Below are 21,844 nucleotides of genomic sequence, written 5' to 3'. Positions count from 1 at the left end.
GAGTCGCACAATGGGTGCATCCAGTGCGGGAAATCGACGGAACGGATCTGAGTCGTGCGGGACAGCAACCTCGACGAGGTCGACCTGATGCTGCTCGACGCGTTGCACGCCAACCCCCGGGTCAGCTTCGAACGGCTGGGCCCGGCGCTCGGGGTTTCGGCGGCAACCGCCGCCCGCCGGTGGCAGCGACTGTCGGAGTCCGGGCGGGCGTGGGTGTCGTCGGTACCCGGGCCGCAGGTGGCGCTGGTCGGCGCGGTGTGCGAGGTGCGGGCGCGGCCGGGCCGGGCGGTGGCCGTTGCCGCCGGGCTCGCGTCGATCCCGCAGGTCATGAGTGTCTACGGCACCGACGGCGATTTCGACCTGCACACCCTGGTGTTGGCCGACAGCCCGGCGGCCTTGAGCACGCTGCTGCTCGACCGGCTGCCCGCGGTGCCGGGCATCGCGCGGGTGCGCTCCACCGTGGCGCTGCAGTGGCACAGCGGCGTGCACTGGCGGCTCGGCGCGATCGACAGCGATCAGCAACGGTCGGTCGCCGAAGAGGGGAGTGGCGAGTCGCGAAAAGCGGTGCGCTACCGCACTTTCGAACCCGGCGACCGGGACCTGTTCCTCGCCCTCCAGCACGACGGCCGGGCCCGGTACCGGGATCTGGCCCGCGAGCTCAACACCTCCGAGCATCTCGTGCGCCGGCAGCTCGATGCGCTGGTCCGTCGCGGAATGCTGGCCTTCCGAACCGATTTCGCGCGCGGCGCGGGCGGCTGGCCGACCGAGTACGTGCTCTGGCTGTCGGTTCCGCACCGGGACCTGGACGCGGCCGGAACGGAGATCGCCTCCTGGCCGGAAACCCGGATCTGCCTGTCCACCGTCGGGCGGGCGAACATCATGGTGATGGCCCAGGTGCATCGCATCGCGGACCTGAGCGCCATCCTCGGCCGGATCGGCACCACGCTGACCGATGCGGTCGTCATCGACCAGCGTCTCGTGCTCCGGGCATTCAAGTCGTGGGGGCGGCTGCTCGATGGTTCGGGGCATGCGGTCGGCGTGGTGCCGGTCAACCCGTGGGCGGCGGTGGCGGACGCCTGAGGCGTGTGGATCGAGAACCGTTGCCGTGCAGCGGCTCTCGATCGCTCAGCCGTCGTGGACTGCGATCAGGCCCGGGATCACACCGAGATAGGCGGTGCTGTCCGGTCCGATGGCGATTCCGGCGTAGTTGTTGTTGAACCCGGGGCCGGTGCCGGTGAGCTGCTTCCACACCGTCGCCCCGGTGCGGAAATCCAGGGCCGTGAAGTACCAGGGATCGCCGGTCTCGGCGCCCTTGGTGTAGGTGTAGATCAGGCCGGTGGCGAGCGACAGCTTGGGCACGACGGTCGGTGCGGCCTCGGTCGTGTTGGCCCACACCTGGTGGCAGCCATTGCCGTCGGGGTCGATGTCGATGCGGGCGAAGCCGGGGGTGGTGGTCTTGCCCAGCAAGGCGGCCTCGGGACCGGTATAGCCGTAATTGTTTTCGACGATCAGCGCGTTTCCCGCGCTGATCAACGAGTTCTCGGTATCACTGGCGCCCGCCTCGAACACCGGCACGGCGCACACCTGCCGCTGCGCCACCCCGGGCGCGGTGCGGTAGACCACGACGTTCATCGGGTCGGCGTTGTCGGTGATGGCGACATAGCCGCCGGACAGGAGGGTGGGTGTGGTGCCGGTGCCGTCGTCGACCTGGCCGGGCTTGTGCTGTCCACTGTTGGCGTAGGTGACCCGCCAGGTGACGGCGGGTGCGCCGCCGGGCCCGGCATCGAAACGCAGCAGCTCGCGGTTGGTGGCGATGTACACGTCGCCGTCGTTGCCGACAGCGAAGGAGTTCTCGACCTCGCCCTCGGCGCCGTCGCCGAGCCGGATCGCCTGTGCCGCACCGGTGTTCAGGTCGAGGGTGCCGACCACGCCGTCGGTCCGGGTGACGAACCACAGCAGCCCGTTGCTGTCGGGCAGCGCCGAGTTGAAGGTCTCCCCGGGCCGCAGCACACCGGTCAGGTCGTAGTCGTGCGCGAGAGTGAATCCGTCGCCGCCGGCGTTCTCGGCGAACACCCGGATGTGGCCGTCGCGGGAGGCGATCACCGCGCGATCTTCGTTGTCCAGATAGAAGTAGGCGCCGCCGGTGAAATTGCCGAAGGCACCGGGCCGCAGGAACGCGCCCGGATCACCGGGTAACGCGCTGCGGCCCAGCACATTCAAGGTGACCGGGTCCAGCAGGTACAGCGCCGGGGACGGGCCGATGCAGGTGGTGACGATGCGCCCGGCGCGGTCGAAGGTGATCGACCCGCACTCCCCGCCGATCACCGCCGACACCACGCTAGGGTCGTGCCCGAGCGGTCCCGGGCGGGTGCTGGTGTTGCTCATCCACCCGTCGTCGTGGATACCGGAGCTGCCGTTGGGCGCGAGATAGGGATGTTGCGGCACCGGCGGTACATCGGTGACCGGTCGTGCCACAGCCGGATTGCCGATGAATCCGGGCGGTGACCCCGGTACCGCGGGAATCGGGACGGCGGCCGCGGTACCGGCCACGGTGGCGAGCAACCCGGCGGCGGCGCCGGTGACGAGGTTGCCCCGCACGCTATTTCGCACCGATACCGTCCCGCAGGAAGTCGAAGAGCTGCTCCCCGAAGGGTTTCGCGGTCTGGGTGTTGTAATCGTTCCATCCGTCCTGCTGGGCCTGCTGCAGGTAGGAGGGTAGCGGCTGGTGCAGTTCGGTGCCGACGGCTTCGTCGTGCAACCGGCTCATGGTGTCGCGCACGTCGCCGCCGACGGCCGCGACATTGTCCAGCTCGAGCTGCCCGTCGCGGGTCGAGTAGTCGTAGAGCTCGTATTCCTCCTGCTCGGCCGGGTCGATCTGCGCGGAGCCCGGCACCCAGTGCGAATAGCGGACGAACTTGGCGTCCGCGGTCCGCAGTGCGATCACGTGACCGGGTGCGTCGTCGTTGAACCGGACGGCCGCCTCCTCGATGGAATGCTCGTCGGTGGTGTGCAGGATCCACGGCCGTCCGGGTGCGCCCGGATCGGCGGCCACGGCGGCGATATCGTGCCGCCCGGCCAGGTGCGCGTAGCGGTCGTCGGCCCGCCACCCGTTGCCGCCGGTGCCGATGGTCAGCAGCAGCGCGGCCAGGTCGACGCTGGAGGTCAGCTGATCGCGGGTGCCGGGTGCGGGGGTGAGCCGACCGCGTGGATCGTGGATGAACAGGGGTACGCGAATGGCCTCGTCGTAGGCGCCGCCGCCCTTGCCGTGCAGGCCGTGCGAACCGGCGTAGTCACCGTGGTCGGAGGTGAACACCACCACGGTGTTGGCGGCGACCTCCGGCTGGGTCGCCAATTCGGTGAGCACGCGCCCGATCTGGGTATCGACCTGCTGCTGGAACCAGAGATAGAGGTTGCGCATGTCGATCCACTCCTGATCGGCCCCGGGCGTGCCGTAGGGCGCCAGCCCGAAGGTCACCGCCGAGACCTCCACCAGGGCCTTCTGCAGCCGCGGCTTGCGCGACAGCTGTTCGAGGCTCTCGAAATTGCCCGGCAGGTCGTTGATCCAGCGCGGAATGTTGTTGAACGCCAGCGTGCGTCGCGTCCACCGCGGCCACCACTGGATGTCGTGCGGGTTGACCAGTGACACCGTCGTGCACCAGGGGCCCTGTCCCGCATCGGTATTGAACCAGTCGACGAACTGGTCGACTATGCGTCCGTCCATCTGCAGGCCCTGTTCGGGCGCGCCGTTGGGCGAGGGGTAGGTGCCGCCGTCGAATCCGTAGCGGTCCAGGCCGCCCGGGGTGGTGTCGGCGTAGTGGCCCAGATGCCATTTGCCCCACCAGGTGCTGCGGTAGCCCTGCTCGCGCAACATGGACCCCCAGGTCGGGAAGCCCGCCGCCAGCTCCGACTGCGAGGTGGACAGGCAGCCGGTCTGATGCGAGTACAGGCCTGTCACCAGCGCGCCGCGCGAGGGCGTGCAGTCGTTGGCGGCCGTGTAGTGCTGCTCGAAGGAGACCGACTTGTTCCGCAGCGCCGCGATATTCGGCAGGATGGTGTCGAGCACCGACTGCTCGGGGAACCACACGGGGGTGCGCATCTCGTCGACCAGGACCACCAGGATATTGGGCCGGTCCGGATGGTTGTCCATGCGTCGCGGGGTCGCGGCGGCCGGGCCGGTGGCCGCGACCGCCGCGGCGCTGGCACCGGCCATGGCGCCGGTGCCGAAAAATCCTCGCCTGCTGATCATTTCGTGGATCCTCCGGTGGTGTCGGGAGCCGGGTTGGCGGCGATGAACTCGGCCACCACCGTCGCGAGCTGCGGGCCGCGGTCCTCCTGCAGGAAGTGACCGGCGCCGGTGATCGTGATGTGCGGCTGACCGGCCGCGCCGGGCACCCGCTCCTGGAAGGCGCGATAGCCGCCCGCGGTGATCGGATCACCGTCGGAGAAGGCGGTGAGCATCGGTTTCCCGAAGTGCTCCAACTGTTCCCACGCGCGCTGGTTGGCGGGGCCGGCCGGGTCGTCGGGGCGGGTGGGGACCAGCATCGGGAAGGCGCGCGCGCCCGCCTTGTAGGTCTCGTCAGGGAACGGGGCGTCGTATCCGGCCACCACCGCGGGCGACAGCTCGGTGCGGCAGCCGCCCGCGATGATGCCGCCGACAGGGAATTGGGGCGTCTCCTGGGAGAACCGCTGCCAGGCGGCGAAGGCATCGGTCAGTTTCGCCTCACCCGTGGGCAGGCCGGTATTGGCGACCACCACCCGGGCGAAGCGGTCGGGATGCTCGGCGACCAGCCGCAGGCCGATCAGCCCGCCCCAGTCCTGGCAGACCAGGGTGATGCCCGAGAGATCCAGGTGATCGAACAGCGCCTCGCGCACCCATTCGACGTGGCGGGCATAGGTGTAGTCGGCACGGTCGGCGGGCTTGTCGCTGCGGCCGAAACCGATCAGATCCGGTGCGACACAACGCTTCCCGGCCGCAGCCAGCACCGGGATCATGTCGCGGTACAGGAAGCTCCAGGACGGTTCGCCGTGCAGCAGCAGCACGATCTCGCCGTCGCGCGGGCCCTCGTCGAGGTAGTGCAACCGCAGCCGGGAATCACTGCCGTCGCCCGCCTCGATCTCGAGGTAGCAGGGTTCGAAAGGATAGTCGGGCAGGGCGGCGAACCGCTCGTCCGGTGTCCGCAATGCGTGCATGAGGGCGACGATAATCTTGTTGCATGCGGCGTGCAACTACCCTTCCGCGTGTGTAGGGTTGCCAATGATGGACGGACGGACCGCACGTGGAGCCAAGAACCGTCAGGCGGTGCTCGACGCGGCGCTGGCGCTGATGGAGGAGGGTAATCTGCAGCCCACCGCGCAGGCGGTGGCCGAACGCGCGGGAGTCGCGACCCGCTCGGTGTATCACCACTTCCGCGACCTGGAGACGCTGTATCTCGATGCCGCGCAGACACAGATCTCCCGGCACTGGGTACTGCTGATGGAACCTGTCACCGGCGACCTGGACGAGCGCATCGATCGCGTGGTCGCACTGCGGGCCGAACTGTTCGAGCGTGTCGCGGGCACCCGCCGCGCCGCCCTGCTGCGCGAACACGAATCCGTCGTCCTGTCCGAGCGACTGGACGAGAGCCGCGCCGCGCTGCGCGCCCACCTGCGCACCCACCTGCCCGAGCTCGCCGATCTCTACCCCCCGGCCCGTGAGTCCGCCTACGCCCTCTGCGCCTGGGAAACCTGGGACGTCCTACGCCGCCATCAGTCCCTGTCCGTCACCGCCGCCCGCGCCGCGGTGACCACAGTCCTCACCCGCCTGCTCACCGGCTGAGCGGGCCGCCGAAAGAAGGGCCACCCTCATGTCGATCACGCCCGACCCCGATCAGTTCACTCGCTTCGCCGCCACCACGGACGAGGGCCCCGTCGTCATGCTGAACCTCATCACCTTCCAGGACCGCACCGAATACGCGGCCTACGGCGCCGCCGTCCTCGCCCTGGTCGCACAGCAGGGCGGCCGCCTGCTGTGGCACGGCGAACCGCAGCAGACCCTGATCGGCGACGCCGACTGGGACTACGTCGCCCTCGTCGAATACCCCAGCCGCCGGGCATTTCTCGACATGGTGACCGCCCCCGAATACCAGCGCATCCACCAGCACCGCGAGTCGGGCATCGCCCGCACCGAGCTCATTGCCTGCCACCCTCTCGCCACCCACTGACCGCCAACGGGCAAGATCCGTGGAATATTCTCGACCCTGTCCCTCGGCGGCCTCTGGAGGAAGGACATTCCCATGGAATCCGACGACTACACCCGCACTCGCCGCAGTCTCCACGGTGTGGCCGAACTGCTGATGGCCGGCCCGCAGTACCGCGCCCACGGCACGATCAAGCTGCGCCCAGCCCCGGGCGGATTCAGCACGATCCATCCCCCACTGGTCGCTGTGGACGGCGACCTGCTGCGGGTCGACGGTTCGGTGGCCGGAAAGCTCAGCGGCACAACCTTCGCCGAACTGGCCTCCCACGCCGGCATCGATGCCGGCGCCCCCGCCGACCTCTACTCCGACAGCTCCGGCTGCACCCTCACCGACACCATCCACGTCGACCTCGACCACGCCCAGACCATCGCCCGAGCCTTCGACTGGGGTGACCGGGCCCTCCGCCGCCTGAACCCCACCGAACCCCCTGTCCTCTGGCCCGAGCACTTCGACCTCGGCATCACCGCAGACCGCATCAACTTCGGCGTCTCACCCGGCGACCCCCACATCCCCGAGCCCTACGCCTACGTCGGCCCCTGGGACCCCCACACCGGCCCCTTCTGGAACGAATCCTTCGGCGCAGCACACAGCCTCACCGCCCTGGGCACCGCAGAAGCCCTGTTCACCTTCTTCAGCGAGGGCTACCACCTCGCCACCGATTCCTGACCACCCGCGAGCGGGCCGATGTGGTGGTGCGCCCGGCACCGGCGGTTCCGCGACGATCGGAACCGGCTTGCTCAGGGGCCGTCCTGCGCCAGGGCCGTGGCCGCATCGCCGCCACCACCCGAACGCATTCTGGCCGTCAGTTGCGCAGCCGCCGATTCAGCAATGGCCAGGTCATCGGTCTTCGATGGCGCGTACGGCGGTGTCGATGATCGAGTGGATCTGGTCGTGGTCGAGGGCGGAGTCGGGGAAGAAGACCTGCCGGTGGGTGAGGCCGTCGATGAGGACGACGAGTAGGGCGGCGTCGGCGGTGGATACCGGGTGGTCGGCAGCGGCGGCGCGGTCGCGAACGAAATGCACGAATGTGTTGCGGTGCTCGTCGAATTTCTCGCGCAGTGGCCGATTGGTACGTGCTTCGCCGAGCAGGTGATGGCGGGCTACGACGCGGTCGGCCACCTCGGGCGTGGTCATGGCCGCGATGTAAAGGGTTGCGGTCTGGGCGAGTTCGACTGGTGAGCGAGACTGCTGGTGGGCGAAGAATTTCGCGACGACGGCCATGTCCCGCGTTACAAGCTGTGGCATCCGGACGCGCATCTGTTCGCGAGCCTGGAAGTCGACAAGACCGCCGAGGCGATCCCGGACCGAGCCAAGTACGTCGGCAATATCTCCTATGTCGATGAATATGTCGGCCCGAAGTTGCAGCAGTTGGCGATCGCTTTCCAGGAACCCACCGCGCACGGTTTCGATGTGCCCGACGGCCACACGCTGATCTTCGGCCGGGTCGGCAGCAGTGTCCTGCCGTTGGATGTGGGGTGGCTGGCCCATCAGGTCCGCCCGATTCCGGGGGGCTGCGAGATGCGCAGTCGCTTCTATCTCAACTTGCTCGGCCTGCACACCCCCAACCTTGCTCAGGCCGCCGCGGCCGTACAGCGGGGCGCGGCAACCGATCTCGACGTCGGTGTCGACCTCGCCCGCGAGTTGCTGATGCACTGCGGCCAGGAGATGCATCACCTGTCGACATTCCTGCCCGACCTGCATCGCGAGTTCGGTAGCTGAGCTCGGCCGGGGTGCTCGCCTGCCGAGGTTTCACTCCCGCACAACAAATATCGACTTCACTCTCAGGGCGGTCCCCATGCCAGCTCCCCATATTCAGACGTTGCTGTGTGCACGACGCCTGCCGATCACGCTCGCGGCCGCAACGGCATTCATGGTGAGCGCCGCGGTGCCCGCCGTGGCCGCGCCCGTGCTGCCGACCTTGCCGTACGGGGGCAGCTCCTACACGGGGAAGGTGAACGAACCCGGTGGCGCCGAGGGCGCGATCTTCTACACCAGCGGCGGTGAGCGCGGCCTCGTTGATTCCGGGGTTGCAGGGGCCTGCGCAGACCTTGCCGGGCGGGCAGCCCGCCAATATCGTCGCCGACCGAACCGGAAAGATCCTCGCGAGCTACACCCCGCCGGCCGGGCGGGATGTGTCGAATTTCCGCACACAGATCTACCAGGGCCGTAAGGTATTGACCTGGTGGCAGGGCAGCACGGTGGCCGGGCACGGCTCCGGTGTCGGCATCATCGCCGACGAGAACTTCCACACCCTCGCAACCGTCGATCCCGGCGGGGCGGGCGCGGACGTGCACGAGTTCCGCCTCACCCCCGACGGGCACGCCCTGGTCACCTCCTACTCGGAGGTCGACGCCGATCTCACCGCCATCAGCGGGCCCGCGAACGCGAGAATGTATGCCCCGGTAGCGCTGTTCGTCGACGTCGCAATCGGGAAGGAATTGTCCCGACGCATCTCCGAATTCACCCCGACCGGCGAGCTACTCTACGACGCGGTCCTGCCCTTCGGCACCTACCGCGCCTACCTCGACACCTGGCCGCTCCAGTGAAAGATCAACGAGCCGAGGTCATCCCGGCCCCGAGTTTTCCGCCCGAGCAACCAGCCTCCAGCCTTGGACGATCCGGCCGACCCAAACCGCCACTGACGGCGGACACCCGCGGGGGTCGAATCGGTCAGAAAATGACCCGCCAAATATGTTGCAGTACCACGCATTTGGCGGGTCATTGTGTCCCGAGGTTCGATGCCTAGACAGCCGGGACCGGTTGGTTCGCAACCAAATCGATCAAGGCCCGGCAGGGAAGTCGGGACGCTCGTTGCCCGACAGCTATTGCTGTGCAACGGATTCAAGATCGCCAGAAGAGTGGCCCCATCTTTCGATGTAACGAATCTGCCACTCGCACAGCGTATCCGGCGGCCATGCTCATGTCCGACAGGGACGCCTGCACCCAGTGAAGCACTGATTCTGTTGGGGCACAGTCGATTGCGGATATCTGCCAATTTCGGACGCGTGACCAGAAATTAACGATATTTCGGTCATGAATCCCGCAGGTTCGGCGTAGCGTGCCTTGAACATTCACCGAGGTTTCCGGTCTGAGAGTCTCGGGAGGCAAGCAGGCAAGTACCGCCGATTCCTGGTCGGTCGGTGCCATGAATATGATGGCGGACAATGTGATCGATGATTCGGCATCGGCCCAGACGGCACCGGACACGCAACCGGCCCATGGTGCGCGGCTGGCCCTGAACGGCGGTGATCCGGTACGGCGCATACCCTGGCCGACCTATGACCGGGGCGCGGTGTGCGTCCATCCCGAGGACGAGGAAGCGGCGCTGCGCGCGATTCGCAGCCATCTCTATTTCCGATACGACCATCGCCCGCCGCATGAGACCGAGTGCGCACGATTCGAGGCGGAACTGTGCCGCTACTTCGGGACCGCACACGCGCTGGCCACCTCGAGCGGTACCACCGCGCTGGCGCTGGCGATCATGGCCTCAGGAGTCGAACCGGGAGACCTGATCGCCTGTCCCGGTTTCACTTTCGCCGCCACACCCAGCGCCATCCTGCTCGCCGGATGCACGCCGTTCCTGGTCGACGCCGACGAGAACCTCCACCTCGACGTGGACGATCTGCGCCGGCGGTGGACACCGCGAATCCGGGCGATCGTGGTGGTGCACATGCGTGGCTTCGCCGGGGATATGAGTGCGTTGCTCCGATTCGCGGATGAGCAGGGCGTTCCGGTGTTCGAGGATGCTGTCCCGGCGCTCGGCGCGCAGTTGAACGGACGCAAACTCGGCACCTTCGGCCTGGCGGGCGCATTCAGCACCCAGTCGGACAAGTCGCTCAACAGCGGAGAGGGCGGCTTCCTCGTTACCGATGACAGCACCCTGTTCGCCCGCGCCACCGTGCTTTCCGGCGCATACGAGGGCCGGCTGCGGCGGCATTTCGCCGAGGGTCGGTCGCCGCTGGCCACCGATCTGGAGCTGCCGCTGTACAGCTTCCGCATGGACGAGATCCGGGCTGCGCTGCTGCGATCCGAATTGGATCGGCTGCCGAATCGGCTGGCCGCCTTCCGCGAGAATTACGACTATGTCGCCGCGGAGCTGGCCGACCTCGACGGCATTCGAATCCGGCAGCCGGTGGCGCCGGGCGCGTATCTGGGCGAGGCCTTCATCTTCCAGGTTGCCGAGGGTCGCGCGCAGTGGTTCGCACGTGCGCTGTGCCAGGAGGGTATCGAGGCGCGCAACCTCGGCTCGGACTCCGATCACAATATTCGCGCCTTCTGGAATTGGCGATTCCTGTTCCGCGGCAAGGACACCGCCGCCGTGCAGGCATCCCTGCCCAATGCGACCCGCTACCTGCAACGGGCCGTGGACATTCCGCTGTCCTCGACGCTGTCGCGGGCGGATTGCGATGATCTCGTCGCCGCGGTACGGAAGGTCGCGGCCGCGCTGACAACGACGGAGGTCGACGCGAATTCCTCGTGGGCAGGGCGGCCATGACGGCCTCACCCGACACCGGAACGCTGCCGCGGCTCGCGCTCGCCGAGGTGTTCGGCGGATTGTTCTGCGGCTATCTCGGCTTGTCCGCGGCCATTCCGGCGCTGCCCGACCATGTTCGTGACCGGTTCGGCGCGGGCGATCTGAGCGTGGGGCTCGTGGTGACGGCCACCGCCCTGACCGCGCTGCTCACCCGGCCCGTGTTCGGCGGGCTGGCCGACCGGCACGGCTATCGGCAGGTCATGCGGTTCGGCGCGCTCGCCATCGCGGTCGGCGGGCTGCTGTACTTTCTGCCGCTCGGCCTGGCCGGGCTGATCGGGGTGCGGCTGCTGATAGGTGTCGGCGAGGCCGCGCTGTTCGTGGCGGGTGCGGCCTGGACCGTCACGCTCGCGCCACACAATCGGCGCGGCCAGCTCATCGGGCTCTACGGGGTAGCCATGTGGGGCGGCATCTCGGCGGGGACGGCGCTCGGTGCGACCCTGCGGCACTTCGGGATCGGGGCGGTGTGGGCGCTGTGCGCGGTCGCGCCGCTCGCCGGACTCGCCCTGATCAGCAGTGCCGGGCCCGAGCCGGAGGTCGCGCGGTCGAGCAGCGGTCGCGGGCTGATGCTGAAGCCCGCGGCGCTGCCCGGTCTGGCCCTGGCCCTCGCCGCGGCGGGCTACGTGGGGCTGGCCGCTTTCATCATCCGCGACCTGCAAGTGCGCGGAATCGGCTCCGGCGCCGTCGTTTTGGCTGTCTTCAGCGCGGTGTACGCGGGTACGCGGCTGGTCATCGGAAAGCTGCCGGACCAGCTCGGACCGCGGCGCGTGGGCACCTGGTCCGGGATCGGCGAGGCGGCCGGGCTGCTGATCGTCGCGTGGTCGCCGAACCTGCCGGTGGCGGTGCTGGGCGTCATCGTCATGGGTGTCGGCTTCTCACTGCTGCACCCTTCGCTGGCGTTGATGGTCATGAACAAGGCCGAGAGCTCGAAACAGGGGGCGGCACTGGGGGCTTACACCTCGTTCTGGGATCTGGGGCTGTTCGTCTGGGGCCCGGCGACCGGTGCCATCGCGAGCGGGCTCGGCTATCCCGCCGTGTATCTGGTCGGCGCGGGCTGCGCGTTCACCGCCGCGGTCATGGCCTACACGATTCGGCAACCGGTCACCAACGAGTGAGAAAGGAGGCGGCAGATGAGCAGCGCGCCCCCGGTCAAGGTCCTGTGCGTCACCGGATGGTGCCGCAACGGCAGCACCATCCTCGGCAATATCCTCAATGAGATTCCGGGCGTATTCCACGTCGGGGAACTGCATTTCCTGTGGAAAAATGCCGCCGGGCGCGGCGTCAACGAGCTGTGCGGCTGCGGGCACAAGCTCGTCGACTGCCCGTTCTGGTCCGCCATCCTGCCGGTCGGCAGGCCCGACGGGGCCACTCTGGAAGGCCACGCGGACACGGTGATTCGGCACCAACTCGGCTACGTCCGCACCAGGCACACGTGGCAGGTGCTCGAGCGGGGCCTGCGCAATGAGCCGATTCGCGCGCATGCGGACCTGCTGACCCAGGTCTACCGCGCCATTGCCGAACGCAGCCGGTCGCGGTTGATCGTCGATACCTCGAAGATGCCGGGGGAGGCGGCACTGCTGTCGTACCTCGACGGGATCACCCCGTACTACCTGCACCTGGTGCGCGATCCCCGGGCCGTCGCCCAATCATGGAGCAAGCCGAAGGAATACGTGTACGCCATGTCGGCGGCCAGGAGCACCGGTTACTGGAGCGGCTTCAACCTCGCGTCACACGCGATCGGCCGCCGGTATCCGCGGCGGTCACTGTTCCTCCGATATGAGGACTTCATCGCCGATCCGGCGGGGACGGTCGACACGGTGCTGCGACTGTGCGAGATCGATCCGGCGGCCAACCCGATGACCGACCGGACGATCGAGCTGCACGCCAATCACACGGTCACCGGGAACCCGGACCGGTTCAACACCGGCACCACCGTCATCCGTCCGACCGACGACTCGTGGCGCCGCGCGCTGCCGAACTCGGGCAAGGCAACGGTGACGGCGCTGTCCTGGCCGCTGGCGATCCGGTACGGGTATCTGATCCCCGGTCGACATGGGAGAGGTTGAGCGACAGTGGATCTGGGGCTGACGGACAAGGTCGCACTCGTCGCGGGCGGATCGAGCGGCATCGGGCTGGCGATCGCCGAGGAGCTGGCCGCCGAGGGCGCGCATGTCGCCATCGGAGCCCGCGACCCGGTACGACTGGCCGCCGCCGAATGCGCGATCACAGCGATGGCACGTGGGCGAGTCCACGCAACACGCGTGGACGTCACCGACCCTGAAGCGGCTCTCCGCTGGGTCGACGAGGTCGCCGCGGAGTTCGGTGGACTCCACATCGTCGCCGTCAGCGGCGGCACACCGCCCACCGGGAGCGCGACGGCCTTCGAGGCATCCGCATACCGGGAGGCGGTCGACACGGTCCTGATGCCCGCGGTCGAGCTGGCGTTGGCGGCCTTGCCGCACCTGCGGAGTGCGCGGTGGGGCCGCGTACTTCTGGTGGCATCGGAGACCGCGGTGGTCCCCATCGGCGGACTGGCCCTGTCCGGAGTGAGCCGGGCGGCGATCGTGCGGTTCGCGCAGGCCCTCGCCGCGGACGTCGGGCGCGACGGCGTGACCGTCAATGTGCTCGCGCCGAGCGCGACCCGCACTCCGCTGCTGGAACGGGTCCTGGCGCAGGGCTCCGCGGACCGGCTGATCGAGGCGGAGTTGGCCGCCGTCGGCAGCAAGACCGCGGTGGGCCGCATCGCCCAGCCCGACGAAATCGCCGCCCTGGCAGCGTTTTTGGCCAGCGAACGGGCCGGCTACATCACCGGCACCGTCCAGTTGATCGACGGCGGCTCGAGCGTGCTCGGCGCGTCCTCATCGCATTACACCGTTTCCCAGGAGGGGACATGCTGAAGGCAGATTCGATCAAACAGACCCTGGCGCAGGTGGTCGCGGACCGCGAACACGAGCTGTCGCCGGGCCGGATGTTCGTCGAGGCATGCGGGCAGCACGGGCTGGACGCGGCGGTCGAATACGACGTGACAATCACCGATTCCCTGACCAGCTCGCGGCGCAAACCCCGCAATCCGGCCCGCACTATGCTCAAGACCATCGACCTGTCGCGCGATCCACGTCAGTTCTATTGGCACGAGAGCGCACCCGCTCCGGGCGACACCTCCATCGTGGGCGCGGACGTCCGCCGCGAGCTGGCCAGCAGATTCCACAAGTCGCCGATTCCGGAGCTGCTCACCACCACGGCGTGGGTGCAGGTCCCGCCGGATTTGTGGAAGGACCCCGACACCTTCGAGAATTTCCTCAACTACCGCCTGATCGTGCGCTTGTGCACCGCCGAGAACCACACCATTATCAGCGGCGCGGGCGGGCTGCTGGGCATGCCCGAGATCGAGCGGATGACCGAGCGGGGACCCTTCACCTCGACAATCCTGCGCGCCTGCAACGAGATCGAGCAGATGGGCGGCACCGCCGACGGCATGATCATCAACCCGGTCGACTACTACCGTGCCATGGGCAGCGGTCGGCTGATGGACGACCTCGAACAGAACGGTGTGTTCATCGTCCGCACCAGGCTGGTCGAACCGGGGACCGCCATCGTCGGCGACTTCGGCCACGGCGCACAGCTTTTCGACGCGGGACGTTCGGTGATCCGATTCGCCGAGCCACCCGCGGGCACCTTCACCGAGCCGGGGATCGCGCTGAAGGCCGAGATCTACGAGCGGGTCGTGGTCAATCTGCCGACGAACTTCTTCGTCGTCAGCGTCTAGGTCGCGCTCGTGACGCTCGAGGAGGGAACCCCCGTGCGCGAGGACCCGGATGTGGTGGTCATCGGCGGGGGAGTCGTCGGCCTGTTCTGTGCGCAACAGTTGCGTCGGCGCGGGGCGACTGTCACGGTGCTCGAGCGCGGTGCGCTGGGCGGACCGCAATCGTGCTCGGCCGGTAACACGGGATTCGTCGGCACCCACGGTGCCGCACCCCTGGCCGAACCCGGCATGCTCGCTACCGCCGTTCCGGGTGCGACGGATCCGGACGCGCCCTGGTACATCGAGCCCCGCCCGGACGCCGAATTGTCGCACTGGCTGCGGCATTTCCGGCGCGCCTGCTCGGCCGAGGCCGCGGCGAACGGATTCCGGGTGCTGATCGGGATGAAGACGCGCAGTCTCGCGATCCTGCTCGAGCTGTGCGCTTCGGAGAACATGGCGGCTCTGTTCGAATCACCGGGCATCGTGTTGGCTTTCAAGACCCCGGCGGGCTTCGACGAGGCGAGCCGGACCGTGGCGCGCACTGTTGCCGGTGGTGTCCCGCTGCGGGTCCTCGGATCCGGTGAGCTCGACGAGCTCGCGCCGAAGACGACGTTCGATATTCACGGCGCACTGTACAACCCCGAGGGTGCATATCTGCGCGTCCCGGAATTCCTCGTCGAATTCGGCCGGGTTCTGCGCGGTTCGGGCGTAGAGATCCGCGACCACACCGAGGTCACCGGCTTCGGCATCCGGGACCGGAATATCGTGCGGCTCCGCACCACTCGCGGGGAACTACGCCCCGGCAATGTGGTCATCGCGGCAGGCGCATGGAGCGCCGAGTGCGCCCGCATGGCGGGAATGGATCTGCTGCTGCAACCGATCCGTGGCCACAGCCTCACCGTGGCCATGCCGCCCAGCGCGCCCGGCCTGCCGGTGCTGCTGAGCGAGGCCAGAGTGGCGATGGTCCCGCTCGGCGACCGGCTGCGGATCGGCGGACAGCTCGAGCTGACCGGGATGAGCTGCGCGGTCTCCGAACACCGGCTACGGGCGCTGCGGCGCGCCGTGCGCGAATTCCTGCCCGACTTGGAGGAGACATCGATCCTGCAGAGCTGGAGTGGATTGCGGCCGTGCACCCCGGACAGCCTGCCCCTGATCGGTCCCGCCGGTGATCTCCGCAACCTCCTCGTCGCCGCCGGACACGGCCATATCGGCATGGGGCTCGCGCCCGCCGGCGGTGAACTCGTCGGTCAGCTCCTGGCGGGTGAGCAGCCATTCACCGACCCGATCCCGTTGCGGCCGAATCGTTTCGGCGCACCCACCTGAAACGGCGACGGCATGGCAGACAGAATGGACGTGCGGATCGGTGTCCTGTGTCTCGACACAGCGTTCACCAAGCTCCCCGGCCACATCCGCAATCCGGCGACCTTCGACTTCCCGGTCGCCTACCAGGTCGTCGCCGGTGCGACCCCGCGCCGGGTGGTGAGCGAGGCGGATCCGACCCTGCTCGAGCCGTTCATCGACGCCGCCCGCAAGCTCGAATCCGAAGGCGTGGACGCGATCACCGCCGCCTGCGGATTCCTGGTCCTGTTCCAGCAGCGGCTGGCCGATTCCGTCCGAGTCCCGCTCTACAGCTCGAGCCTCATCCAATTGCCCATGGTCCACCGCATGTTCGCCACCGATCGCACCGTGGGCCTGTTCGTCGCCGACGAACAGGCCCTCACCCGCCGCCACCTGGAAGCCATCGGTGGCGAGTCCGTTCCGATCTGTGTCGCCGGAATGGCCAGGCACCCGGAATTTCGCGAGGTCATCCTCGAAGGCCGCCGCGACAACCTCGACGCAGACCGCCTCGGTGCGGAAGTCCTCGAAGAAGTGTCCCAACTGGCTGCCAACAACCCCGACATGGGTGCGCTGGTCATCGAATGCACCGACCTCGTGCCGTACGGTCACGCCATCCAGCAGCTACTGCACATCCCGGTCTTCGACATCGTGACCCTCACCAACATGGTCCACCACACCCTGTCCCACATGCCCTTCCGCATCGGGGAGCGCGGCAACGGTTAGGACGGTGTCACGGCCGCAGCGGCGACGATACCGGCCGACACGAACGTCGTGTTCAGGCTCGCTCGACCAGAGTTCCGGCTGCCGTCGAAACTATCGGGAGGACATTGGATTTCGTCATCTACCCGTCCGGTCAGCGCCATCGTGAGTCGCGGCTCGCGGTTGGCGGTGAACAGACGACATCAACAAATGGTCGACGAATGAGGAAGAGCGAGTTCCCTTGTCAAGTCTGGGAACTCGCTCTCTCGTTGTGTCCGGAGGGGGACTTGAACCCCCACGCCCTAATACGGGCACTAGCACCTCAAGCTAGCGCGTCTGCCATTCCGCCACCCGGACCGGTGATGCTGCACAAGATTAGCGGAGAGGCTGGCGGAAACGGAAATCGGGGCTGGGCCAGGCGAAATGAGGTGCGCGGGGGGAGGTTTGGGGACTAGCGGAGGATGCCTGCCAGGTTGGCGTTCTTGATGGGGGTGTCCTTGTTGGCCTGGACCTGACAGAGGCCCTGGACGGCGGCCATGGACAGGTCGACCTGGGTGCCGGCGGGCTCGTGGTCGTTGCCGGTCTGCTGCTTGATGAACTTGGTGATGGTGACGCGCTGGGTGTCCGCGTTCTGGGCAAGGTAGTCGCTGCACTTGGTGTCGCCGCCCTTGTTGAGAGCCTTCTCGACATCCGAGCAGCCCGAGAGCAGGGCTACGGCCAGTGCGGCGGCCGCCACGGCCGTCCATCGCGCGGTGTTCATCATGCGTTCCTCGTCGGTCGTGCGCGGCGGTATCGGCCGCGCGATCGACCGCCACTGTAGATGGGTGCGACCGTTCGGCAATCGGGGTCGGACCCGGAGATTCGATCCGAATCGCTGTGATTTGCATCACATTTCCCCGCACATCGAGGGGGGTCGACCTGGCATGGTGGGGACATGTCCCTGGCCTCCACCGAAACAATTCGGATCCTCGGCGCCCGCGAGCACAATCTGCGCAACGTCTCCATCGACATTCCCAAGAACAAGATCACCGTGTTCACCGGAGTCTCCGGATCCGGCAAGTCCTCCATTGTTTTCGACACCATCGCCATCGAATCCCAGCGGCAGCTCTACGCCACCTTCCCGGCCTTCGTCCTGAACTTCCTGCCGCGCTACGAACGCCCGCACGCCGAGGCCATCGAGAACCTCACCGCGCCGGTCATCATCGATCAGAAGGCGGTCGGTGGCGGGCCGCGGTCCACGGTCGGCACCATGACCGACATCTACGCCCTGATCCGAGCCCTGTTCGCGCGCTTCGGTTCTCCGTCCACGGGATTGGTCTACGACTACTCCTTCAACACCCCGCAGGGCATGTGCACCGAGTGCGACGGACTCGGTGTGGCCATCACCGCCGACCCGGGCAAACTCGTGGACCGCACCAAATCGCTCAACGAGGGCGCACTACTGGTGCCGGGCTACACCGTCGGCAGCGGCGATTGGCAGCTGTATGCCAACTCCGGCCGATTCGACCCGGACAAGAAACTCGCCGACTACGACGACGCGGAATGGCACGATCTGCTACACGGCACCGGCGGCAGAGTGGAATTGTCTTTCGCGAAAGGCACGTGGAAAGCCAATTACGAAGGCCTGGTCGACAAATTCACCCGCACCCGGCTCAAGCGCGACACCTCGGGGCTGTCGGAGAAGACCCGCGAGCAGATCCAGCGCTTCCTCAGCGAGGGCGTCTGCCCGGCCTGCGACGGGGCGCGACTGAATCCGAAGGCCTTGGCCACCGCCATCCATGGACGCAATATCGCCGACTGGGCGCGGCTGCAGATCACCGATCTCATCGAGGTCCTCGGCGAGATCGACGACCCGGCCGCCGTCCCGCTGGCGGCGGCCACCCGGGTCGCGCTCGAACGCGTTGCCGGCATCGGGCTGGGCTACCTGAGCCTGGACCGCGCCACCTCGACCCTGTCCGGCGGTGAGGGCCAGCGCCTGAAGATGATCAAGCACCTGGGCAGCACGCTGGTCGGGATGACCTACATCTTCGACGAACCCAGCGTCGGCCTGCACCCGCGCGATGTCGGGCGGCTCAACCACATGCTGGAGGCGCTGCGGGACAAGGGCAATACCGTGCTGGTCGTCGAGCACGATCCGGATGTCATCCAGATCGCCGACCACATCGTGGATGTCGGTCCGCGCGCGGGCGTCCACGGCGGCGAGGTCGTCTTCACCGGCAGTTTCGCCGAGTTGCGGCAGGCCGATACCCCCACCGGCGCGGGATTGCGCCGCGCCTTCCGGGTCAAGGAGAACTTCCGGTCCGCGACGGGCGTACTGACGGTGGCGAATGCCAACGCGCACAACCTGAAAGATGTCACCGTCGCCATTCCGACCGGCATCCTGACCGCCATCACCGGTGTCGCCGGCTCGGGCAAGAGCAGCCTCATCCGCGACGAATTCCTGGTGCGCTACCCGGAATCGGTCTTCGTGGACCAGTCCGCCATCGCCGCGTCCTCCCGGTCCACGCCCGCCACCTACCTCGGGCTCATGGATCCGATCCGCAAGCTGTTCGCCAAGGCGACCGGCGAATCGGCCGGTCTGTTCAGCTTCAACTCCGACGGCGCCTGCACCGAATGCGGCGGCCGCGGCGTCATCATCACCGAGATCGCCTACATGGACCCGGTCACCACCCACTGTGAATCCTGTGACGGGCGGCGGTTTTCCGATCGGGTCCTCGCACTCACCCTGCGCGGCAAGTCGATTGCCGACGTCCTCGAGCTCTCCGCCGAGGCGGCCGTGGAGTTCTTCCCCGAGAGGACACTGAATGCCAAGTTGCGCACCATGAACGAGGTCGGCCTGGACTACCTGAGCCTGGGCCAGGCGATGAGCACCCTCTCCGGCGGCGAACGCCAGCGCATCAAGCTCGCGACCCAGCTGCAGAACACCGGCACGGTCTACGTTCTGGACGAACCCACCACCGGCCTGCACATGTCCGATGTCGACACCTTGCTCACGCTCATGGACAACTTGGTCGAGCGCGGGAACACGGTCGTGGTCATCGAGCACAACCTGGACGTGGTCGCACACGCGGACTGGGTCATCGACCTCGGGCCCGACGGCGGCAAGAACGGCGGCGAGGTCGTATTCACCGGTACTCCCGCCGAACTGCTCAACGACCCGGTCTCGCTGACGGGGGAGTACCTGCGCCGCTACAAGTCCGCCTGACGAAGAGCGTCACAGGTACCGATCGTCCGCGGTACTGGCCGCCCGCCACGCCCTGGCTTCATGGGGATTGCCGCGGCGATTGAGGAGTTCGGCGAGACCGGCCATGGCCCGGGGGTCACCCTGGGTCGCGGCGGCGCGCCACCAGTGCTCGGCCTCGGTGAAATCGCCCCGGCGATAACGGAAGACGCCGAGGTCGTAGGCGGCGCCCGGATGACCGAATTCGGCTGCTTGCGTCCATAGTTGGCAGGCCTGCTCCTCGTCGCCGCGACTCTGCATGGCCACGCCCAGCTCGTAGAGCGCGTTCTGGAAGCGGCTGGCATCGGTGGGCGGGGCCGGGAGCGGCGGGGTGGAGCTGATGGTGAGCTCCACGACCAGTTCGCCGAAGTCGGGCGCGCCGACGCCGGTGCTGCAGTGCAGGACCGTCACGGCGGGCTCGCGGGCGATGAGGATGCCGTAGTTACCCGTCCAGGAGACGGTGGACTCGGTGTCGTCCACCCAGACGGGGGTGAGGGTGAGGGCGGCATCGGTCTCGGCAGGGCACACCTGTAGCTCGATGCCGCCCGACATGGCATCACTCCAGACGTCAACCCCCCTGAGCCGGCGGCCTTCCAGCAACACATGTCCGCCCTCCACGGCGAGTCCGATGCCCAGGCTGCGCACGCCGGGGCGTGGGGCGGCGCTGCGCAGGGTCAGCCGGACCGTGGTGGGGGAGCCGCCGAGACCCTCCGAGTGCAGGGGGTAGACCTGCGCGCCGTTCCAGGTCACGGGGTCTGCGCTGTCGTATCGGTCCGCCAGTGTTGGTTCGGTCGTGCCCGGCTCGGCGTACGAATACGACCCCTTCATCTGCCCCGCCTTCCGCCGGTGCCCGGTGATATTCGGGGCTACCGTAGTACCGATGCCACCTGTTGCGTCCCGGATTTGCCAGCTCCGCGATCCAGCAAACTCCTGGTCGCATGACCGGCATCTTTCCGGGCGTCCGACCGGTGCCCGGTGTACTGATTTCGCCGGTCGATCGACGTGGCGGCCACGTCCACGCGGTGTGTCGTACTTGCGGAGGGCCCGGTGTCATGTTGAATCGTCGGCGACGTACCAGCGAACGAGTGAAAGGTAAGGACATATGGCTCTGCCCACCATGACCCCCGAACAACGCTCCGAGGCGCTGGCGAAGGCCGCGGCGGTTCGTAAGGCCCGCTCGGAACTCATCGCGCAGGTCAAGAAGGGGTCGGTCAGCCTCGCCGAGGTGCTCAAGCGCGCGGACAAGGAGGACCTGGTCAAGAAGACGAAGGTGGCGGCGGTCATCAAGGCGCTCCCGGGCATCGGCCCGGTCAAGGCGGCCAAGCTGATGGACGAGGCCGAGATCCCCGCGGACCGCCGAATCGGCGGCCTGGGTTCCCGGCAGCGTGCCGCGCTGCTGGAGGCGCTGAAGGCTTGAGATCGGGGGGTGGCCTGCCGGGTCGAGAACCGGCCCGGCGGCGACCACTCCCACCGCCTCCGAATCCTCGGTGAACGCGCAGGACATCGACCGATTTGGTCCAGGCGGTCCGATCCGATAACCTTGCTGAGCACCACCGGTCCGGGTGGCGGAATGGCAGACGCGCTAGCTTGAGGTGCTAGTGCCCGTATTAGGGCGTGGGGGTTCAAGTCCCCCTCCGGACACAGTCAGTAGGCCTACGGGCGGTTTTGGAGCAGTATCCACCAAAACCGCCCTTTTTCATGGCCACAGCCCGCCGAGGACATCGACCATCTGCCGGATCTTCTCCCGGCTCATCCTGTGTTCCGCAACGGATCTCGCCTCGATCGCGGTGACTTGCGCTGGTACCGAGGTCCAGCCTCCGCACCGCGATCGAACCCCGAACTGAAACGCCTCTCACAAAGTGGCGAATTCCGTACTGCGCCTGCCGAGTTCGGTGATCACCGTATCGGACTCGGGTCATCCGGGCGTGCGTGGCTTCGGCCGAGATGGAACACGTGTTGACAGCGCGATCACGAGCCTCATAAACTCGATATCGATTCGAATTCGGGAAAGACTGGCCTGGTTAGGGCCCTGATTCATCGCCGAGGTCACCGGAACGAAGTTGGCGTCCACGGCGGCG

At 67.6% G+C, this 21,844-nt stretch carries 21 protein-coding genes and 2 tRNA genes; 16 read left to right on the top strand and 7 right to left on the bottom strand.

Going from position 1 to position 21,844, the window contains the following annotated elements; all coding sequences use genetic code 11:
- The first annotated feature begins 54 nt into the window (after positions 1-54).
- On the top strand, positions 55-1,080 hold the full coding sequence (locus ACWEQQ_RS31700) for an Lrp/AsnC family transcriptional regulator (protein ID WP_452350829.1): 1,026 nt from the start codon (positions 55-57) through the stop codon (positions 1,078-1,080).
- 45 nt (positions 1,081-1,125) lie between these two features.
- Here ACWEQQ_RS31700 and ACWEQQ_RS31695 read toward each other — a convergent pair whose 3' ends face one another.
- Genes ACWEQQ_RS31695 through ACWEQQ_RS31685 form a run of 3 tightly spaced genes read right to left on the bottom strand, consistent with a single transcriptional unit; the run spans position 1,126 to position 5,190 of the window.
- Positions 1,126-2,598, bottom strand: coding sequence for a hypothetical protein (locus tag ACWEQQ_RS31695; RefSeq protein WP_452350828.1), 1,473 nt, complete (start codon positions 2,596-2,598; stop codon positions 1,126-1,128).
- Between the two features lies 1 nt (position 2,599).
- Entirely contained in the window at positions 2,600-4,246 is a 1,647-nt protein-coding gene (locus ACWEQQ_RS31690) for a sulfatase-like hydrolase/transferase (RefSeq protein WP_452350827.1), read from the bottom strand.
- Positions 4,243-5,190, bottom strand: a complete 948-nt coding sequence (locus tag ACWEQQ_RS31685) for a haloalkane dehalogenase (protein ID WP_452350826.1) — start codon at positions 5,188-5,190, stop codon at positions 4,243-4,245. The genes ACWEQQ_RS31690 and ACWEQQ_RS31685 overlap by 4 nt, the downstream gene beginning before the upstream one ends.
- Positions 5,191-5,257: 67 nt before the next feature.
- On the opposite strand from ACWEQQ_RS31685, the gene ACWEQQ_RS31680 reads away from it, so the two are divergent.
- The 3 genes from ACWEQQ_RS31680 to ACWEQQ_RS31670 all read left to right on the top strand — a co-directional run bounded on the left by ACWEQQ_RS31680 (position 5,258) and on the right by ACWEQQ_RS31670 (position 6,902).
- Positions 5,258-5,815, top strand: coding sequence for a TetR/AcrR family transcriptional regulator (locus ACWEQQ_RS31680; protein WP_452350825.1), 558 nt, complete (start codon positions 5,258-5,260; stop codon positions 5,813-5,815).
- Between the two features lie 28 nt (positions 5,816-5,843).
- The gene (locus tag ACWEQQ_RS31675) at positions 5,844-6,200 is read left to right on the top strand and encodes a DUF1330 domain-containing protein (RefSeq protein WP_452350824.1); all 357 of its coding nucleotides are present in this window, start codon (positions 5,844-5,846) and stop codon (positions 6,198-6,200) included.
- Positions 6,201-6,272: 72 nt separating this feature from the next.
- Positions 6,273-6,902, top strand: coding sequence for a hypothetical protein (locus ACWEQQ_RS31670; RefSeq protein ID WP_452350823.1), 630 nt, complete (start codon positions 6,273-6,275; stop codon positions 6,900-6,902).
- A gap of 171 nt (positions 6,903-7,073) precedes the next feature.
- Here ACWEQQ_RS31670 and ACWEQQ_RS31665 read toward each other — a convergent pair whose 3' ends face one another.
- The gene (locus ACWEQQ_RS31665; protein WP_452350822.1) at positions 7,074-7,457 is read right to left on the bottom strand and encodes a hypothetical protein; all 384 of its coding nucleotides are present in this window, start codon (positions 7,455-7,457) and stop codon (positions 7,074-7,076) included.
- On the opposite strand from ACWEQQ_RS31665, the gene ACWEQQ_RS31660 reads away from it, so the two are divergent.
- The 9 genes from ACWEQQ_RS31660 (at position 7,428) to ACWEQQ_RS31620 (ending at position 16,570) form a co-directional block, all read left to right on the top strand.
- A complete protein-coding gene (locus tag ACWEQQ_RS31660; RefSeq protein ID WP_452350821.1) occupies positions 7,428-7,955 on the top strand; it encodes a DAPG hydrolase family protein in 528 nt (175 codons plus the stop codon). The two genes, ACWEQQ_RS31665 and ACWEQQ_RS31660, sit on opposite strands and share 30 nt — an antisense overlap.
- Positions 7,956-8,236: 281 nt before the next feature.
- Positions 8,237-8,782, top strand: a complete 546-nt coding sequence (locus tag ACWEQQ_RS31655; protein WP_452350820.1) for an arylsulfotransferase family protein — start codon at positions 8,237-8,239, stop codon at positions 8,780-8,782.
- A gap of 608 nt (positions 8,783-9,390) precedes the next feature.
- Positions 9,391-10,731 (top strand): DegT/DnrJ/EryC1/StrS family aminotransferase, encoded by a 1,341-nt coding sequence (locus ACWEQQ_RS31650; RefSeq protein ID WP_452350819.1) that lies wholly within the window; start codon positions 9,391-9,393, stop codon positions 10,729-10,731.
- A complete protein-coding gene (locus ACWEQQ_RS31645; RefSeq protein ID WP_452350818.1) occupies positions 10,728-11,882 on the top strand; it encodes an MFS transporter in 1,155 nt (384 codons plus the stop codon). Before ACWEQQ_RS31650 ends, ACWEQQ_RS31645 begins: the two co-directional genes overlap by 4 nt.
- A gap of 15 nt (positions 11,883-11,897) precedes the next feature.
- The gene (locus ACWEQQ_RS31640) at positions 11,898-12,833 is read left to right on the top strand and encodes a sulfotransferase (RefSeq protein WP_452350817.1); all 936 of its coding nucleotides are present in this window, start codon (positions 11,898-11,900) and stop codon (positions 12,831-12,833) included.
- Between the two features lie 6 nt (positions 12,834-12,839).
- Positions 12,840-13,664: an SDR family NAD(P)-dependent oxidoreductase gene (locus tag ACWEQQ_RS31635; RefSeq protein WP_452350816.1), complete on the top strand. Its 825-nt coding sequence runs from the start codon at positions 12,840-12,842 to the stop codon at positions 13,662-13,664.
- Positions 13,658-14,533: a family 3 encapsulin nanocompartment shell protein gene (locus ACWEQQ_RS31630; RefSeq protein WP_452350815.1), complete on the top strand. Its 876-nt coding sequence runs from the start codon at positions 13,658-13,660 to the stop codon at positions 14,531-14,533. The genes ACWEQQ_RS31635 and ACWEQQ_RS31630 overlap by 7 nt, the downstream gene beginning before the upstream one ends.
- 9 nt (positions 14,534-14,542) lie before the next feature.
- Complete coding sequence (locus tag ACWEQQ_RS31625) at positions 14,543-15,832, top strand: NAD(P)/FAD-dependent oxidoreductase (RefSeq protein ID WP_452350814.1); 1,290 nt, start codon at positions 14,543-14,545, stop codon at positions 15,830-15,832.
- Between the two features lie 12 nt (positions 15,833-15,844).
- Positions 15,845-16,570, top strand: coding sequence for an aspartate/glutamate racemase family protein (locus ACWEQQ_RS31620; RefSeq protein ID WP_452350813.1), 726 nt, complete (start codon positions 15,845-15,847; stop codon positions 16,568-16,570).
- Between the two features lie 248 nt (positions 16,571-16,818).
- Here ACWEQQ_RS31620 and ACWEQQ_RS31615 read toward each other — a convergent pair.
- Positions 16,819-16,903 (bottom strand) — tRNA-Leu (locus ACWEQQ_RS31615).
- Positions 16,904-16,997: 94 nt separating this feature from the next.
- Positions 16,998-17,306, bottom strand: a complete 309-nt coding sequence (locus ACWEQQ_RS31610; protein WP_452350812.1) for a hypothetical protein — start codon at positions 17,304-17,306, stop codon at positions 16,998-17,000.
- A gap of 174 nt (positions 17,307-17,480) precedes the next feature.
- Between ACWEQQ_RS31610 and ACWEQQ_RS31605 the strand changes: the two genes are divergently transcribed.
- Positions 17,481-19,751, top strand: coding sequence for an ATP-binding cassette domain-containing protein (locus ACWEQQ_RS31605; RefSeq protein WP_452350811.1), 2,271 nt, complete (start codon positions 17,481-17,483; stop codon positions 19,749-19,751).
- 9 nt (positions 19,752-19,760) lie between these two features.
- Here ACWEQQ_RS31605 and ACWEQQ_RS31600 read toward each other — a convergent pair whose 3' ends face one another.
- A complete protein-coding gene (locus tag ACWEQQ_RS31600) occupies positions 19,761-20,594 on the bottom strand; it encodes a tetratricopeptide repeat protein (RefSeq protein ID WP_452350810.1) in 834 nt (277 codons plus the stop codon).
- 274 nt (positions 20,595-20,868) lie between these two features.
- Here ACWEQQ_RS31600 and mihF point away from each other — a divergent pair, with 274 nt between their 5' ends.
- Positions 20,869-21,183: an integration host factor, actinobacterial type gene (mihF, locus tag ACWEQQ_RS31595; protein ID WP_354832585.1), complete on the top strand. Its 315-nt coding sequence runs from the start codon at positions 20,869-20,871 to the stop codon at positions 21,181-21,183.
- A gap of 139 nt (positions 21,184-21,322) precedes the next feature.
- Positions 21,323-21,407, top strand: a tRNA-Leu gene (locus ACWEQQ_RS31590).
- Positions 21,408-21,844: the final 437 nt, after the last annotated feature.

The organism is Nocardia sp. NPDC004123, assembly GCF_053603795.1.
The sequence above is the reverse complement of the archived record's forward strand: the minus strand, read 5'-3'. Positions and strand labels throughout refer to the sequence as shown.